This is a genomic window from Streptomyces sp. UH6, from assembly GCF_013421635.1.
Classification (GTDB): Bacteria; Actinomycetota; Actinomycetes; order Streptomycetales; family Streptomycetaceae; genus Streptomyces; species Streptomyces abyssomicinicus.
In genome coordinates, this window is the sequence record NZ_JACADT010001194.1 from 1 (window position 1) to 1,542 (window position 1,542).

1 protein-coding gene and 1 pseudogene are annotated in these 1,542 nt (G+C 74.7%); one reads left to right on the plus strand and one right to left on the minus strand.

The features are described 5' to 3' along the window. Nucleotides 1–440 (minus strand): bifunctional DNA primase/polymerase (locus HW445_RS30535; protein WP_180224037.1); only part of this gene is annotated, 440 nt, incomplete at its 3' end. Nucleotides 441–664: 224 nt separating this feature from the next. On the opposite strand from HW445_RS30535, the pseudogene HW445_RS30540 reads away from it, so the two are divergent. After that, nucleotides 665–1,542: pseudogene (locus HW445_RS30540) on the plus strand (transcriptional regulator); the annotation flags it as partial.

Sequence of the window (1,542 nt, forward strand, 5' to 3'; positions counted from 1 at the left end):
CCCGGCTCCGCGCCCAGCCGGTCCAGCCGGGCCAGCGCCAGGTACCCGGCCGTCTCCGGCACCTCCAGCACGTCGAACCCCCGCCCCGTCGGCAGCAGCACCGCCGCATCCGGCCGCCTGTCCCACAGCCGGCGGGCGACCGCCCCGCTCAGCGTGGCCTGGTTCGTCCAGTCCGGGCTCTCCGGATGCGCCCCCGGCAGCGGGCAGGACGGGTCACCGCAGGAGCAGCGCACCACGCCCTCCACCGTCTCCAGCGCCACGCCGGGAAAGACCTGCCACTGCCGTTCCTCGGCGTACTCCACGGCGGCCTCGAGCATCGAGGAGGAACCGCGCCGCCCCTGCCCGGGCTGCCCGGGCCCGTGCCCGGACGGCTGCTGACCCGCCTCGCCACGCTGCTGCGGGATGGGTGTGACTTCGGTGCCGGAGATCGTATTTTCCACGAACGACTCAACTCCTCTCACACGTCCGGGTTACGCCGGACACGCGGACGGGACACGGTCACCGCCGGGGAGCACGGGGCGCACAGGTGCATTCGAGGGGGCGCGCGGGCGGCGGGCGAGCGGGCGCTGGGTAGCCACTGGGGGCCCGGCCCGGCACACCCGGAGCGGACCCGCACCACGCGCGGACCACAGACAGCACCAGCTGGAGCAACCAGGGGGTATTCATGGCCGCCAGGCCACTCGTCGCACGACAGCCCAACGAACGGCTGCAGGCGCTCATCCAGGAGGCCGGCTGCTCCAACGCCGGGCTGGCCCGCCGGGTCAACCTGTGCGGCGCGGAACACGGCCTCGACCTCCGCTACGACAAGACCTCGGTGGCCCGCTGGCTCCGCGGCCAGCAGCCGCGGGGCCGCGCGCCCGCGGTCATCGCCGAGGCGCTCGGCCGGAAACTGGGCCGCACCGTCACCATCGACGAGATCGGCATGGCCAACGGCAAGAACCTCGCCACCGGGGTGGGCCTCCAGTTCGCCCCGACCGTGCCGGGCGCGGTGGAGCAGGTCTGCGAGCTGTGGCGCAGCGACGTGGGGCGGCGGGACTTCCTGGCCGGCACCTCGGTGGCCTCCTCCGCACTGGTCGAACCGAGCCGCGACTGGCTGATCTCCGCCCCGGACCCGCAGGTCGCCCGGGCGGTCGGCCCCCGGGTCGGCCCGTCCGACGTGGCCGCGGTCAAGGCGATGACCCAGGCCCTCGTCGACCTGGACCACCAGTTCGGCAGCGGGCACGTCCGCCCGGTCCTGGTCCACTACCTCAACAGCGTGGTCTCCGGCCTGCTCTCCGGGTCGTACCGGGAAACGGTCGGCCGGGACCTGTTCGCCGCCGTCGCCCGCCTCACCGAACTGGCCGGGTACATGGCCGTGGACACCGGGCAGCCCGCCCTCGCCCAGCGCTACTACATCCAGGCGCTGCGCCTCGCCCAGGCGGCGGGAGACCGCGGTTACGGCGGATACGTGCTGGCCGCGTCCATGAGCCACCTGGCGGCGCAGCTCGGCAACCCGCGCGAGATCGCCCAGCTCGCGCGCGCCGCGCAGGAGGGAGCGCGGGG